Annotated in this window: 2 protein-coding genes; both read left to right on the plus strand. The window is 67.4% G+C overall.

Annotation, left to right across the window (positions count from 1 at the left end; genetic code table 11):
• On the plus strand, positions 1–672 hold a 672-nt coding region (locus tag VIR09_RS14455; RefSeq protein ID WP_332013490.1), incomplete at its 5' end, for a TIGR03756 family integrating conjugative element protein.
• 9 nt (positions 673–681) lie between these two features.
• The coding region (locus tag VIR09_RS14460; RefSeq protein WP_332013491.1) for an integrating conjugative element protein at positions 682–1,751 on the plus strand (1,070 nt) is incomplete at its 3' end.

The raw sequence follows: 1,751 nt of genomic DNA on the forward strand, positions 1-1,751 counted from the left end.
GTGCAGGCGATGAGCACGCCCAACCCATCCGCACAGGCAGGTGGGGATGGGACCACGAACGAAGACCACGAAAACAACCTCGCCAAATTCAAGAACAGCGATGTCATCGGCCATCCTGGCGGCGAGGTATTCAACCAGTTCGCATCGTCGTCGGGCTATTTCTGCCAAGGCGCGGGCACGGCCTTCATGCCGTATCTACTCAGCACGCTGGACACGCTGGCTTGGCGCTACAACGTGCCTGAAATGGCCTACCCGGAGGCGTTGATTCCGGGCATGCGCGAGGTCGGTGCGCGCACCACGATGAATCTCTGGGGCAACGTCTATCCGCGCGGCGGCTTCCTGCACCAGACCGACGACCAAAAATCCGGGGCTGTGGTGGCCCAGCGCGCGGGCGATGTCGTCACGCGCCGCGGGCAGATCCACGTGTACCAGCCGCTGCTTGCCAACGCCCGCGACGGCTACTGGCCGGCCGGCGAGCTGATGGAGGGTGATGCCTCTACGGGCAAGTGGCAGGAGCTGACGCCGCGCCTGTCCAACACCTGCGTGGTGTTCCCGCACAGCGGCACGCTGACCCAGGCCCAGCAAGGCGACTACGCCTGGGCGCTGTGGCGTCCCTATGCGTGCTGCGAACGCCGCGGTCAGGTGTTCCTGGGCAGCGTCGATTTCCTCTGAGGTGCCACGATGAAGCGTCCTGAACCGATGAACCTTTCCGCCAAGGCGTGCCGCCTGCTGCGCCCGAAGGCGCTGGCCGGCCCGCTCGCTCTGGTCTGCGGCCTGGCGTGGGCGCAGGTCGGATACCAGAACAGCGGCCCCGTCATTGGCGATGACGTCATGTACTCGATCGGAGGCGGCAGCGCGGTGTCCATGGGCCGCGCGGCTGGCATGCGCTCCATCGGGGTCGGCTTGGGGTGGAACAGCAACCTGATCTGCGGCGACATGAGCATCCAGACCACGCTGCGCAACCAGCTCAACGGCATCACGAACGGCTTCCAGCAGATCATGAGCAACGTGATCCAGAGTGCCACCAGCGCGGTGGCGTCCCTGCCGGCGCTGATCATTCAGCGCGCCGATCCCGGCCTGTACAACCTGCTGACCAACGGCGTGCTGCAGGCGCGGCTGGACTTCGACCGCTCCAAGCTGACGTGCCGCGCGATGGCCGAGAAGATGGCCGAGACGGCGGGCGGCCAGCTTGGCTGGAGCCAGATGGCCGAAGGCATGGCCCTGCGTGACGCGGTTGGCAGCAACGATGCCGTTTCGGCCGTCGAGCAGGCTGAGACGCGCCGCGGCAACGACGGCGTTCCCTGGGTGGGCGGCAGCAATGCCGGTGGCGCGGGCCAGTCCGCCATCCGGGTGGTCGGCGACGTCACCCGCGCGGGCTACAACCTGGTCAACGGGCGCGGCGTGACGGACACATCCTCCATCGCGCCCGCCAGTTGCGCGAGCCTGTCCTGCCAGACCTGGACGTCGCCGCAGCAGGCGACCGAATGGGCCACCCGGGTCCTCGGGGAACAGGTGCAGCGCACGTGCGATTCCTGCACCAAGACCGAGACGGTGCCCGGCGTCGGGCTGACGCCGCTGATCCAGGAGGAGTACGAAGCCAAACTGGAAGTCTTGCAGGAACTGGTTTCCGGCGTGCGCAACACCACCTTCGAGAACTTGCGCGAGGCCGGCAGCACGTCGCTGCCGATCACGCGCGGCGTCATCGAGGCGCTGCGCGACGAGCCGGACCAGGACCTGCTGGCGCGGCGCCT

Origin of the sequence: Achromobacter sp. (assembly GCF_036567245.1) — a bacterium.
Classification (GTDB): domain Bacteria; phylum Pseudomonadota; class Gammaproteobacteria; order Burkholderiales; family Burkholderiaceae_B; genus Achromobacter.